Origin of the sequence: Bacillus sp. SIMBA_008, assembly GCF_046535495.1 — a bacterium.
Classification (GTDB): Bacteria; Bacillota; Bacilli; order Bacillales; family Bacillaceae; genus Bacillus; species Bacillus subtilis.
Genome location: NZ_JAWRWL010000740.1, coordinates 1 through 259 on the forward strand (window position 1 = coordinate 1; position 259 = coordinate 259).

Below are 259 nucleotides of genomic sequence, written 5' to 3' on the forward strand. Positions count from 1 at the left end.
GTATATGTAAGCAAAAATAAGGAAAACAAAACGGTTTCAATTTATACAACAAATAATCAGTATATTTCAACATATACACTTCAGGAGCTGGAAAATAAGCTAAATGTATATGATTTTTTACGTGTGCATAAAAGTTATTTAATTAATATGTCATATGTACAAGAACTAAAACCTTATTATAATGGCACATATAATCTGTATTTAGATAAATATGATGAGCAACCGATTCCAGTTAGTCGTAATTATGTGAAACGACTTC

At 27.0% G+C, this 259-nt stretch carries 1 protein-coding gene; it reads left to right on the forward strand.

Features of this window, described 5'->3' with window-relative positions; translation table 11 throughout:
* The coding region (locus tag SB658_RS25230; protein ID WP_410603164.1) for a LytTR family DNA-binding domain-containing protein at positions 1-259 on the forward strand (259 nt) is incomplete at both ends.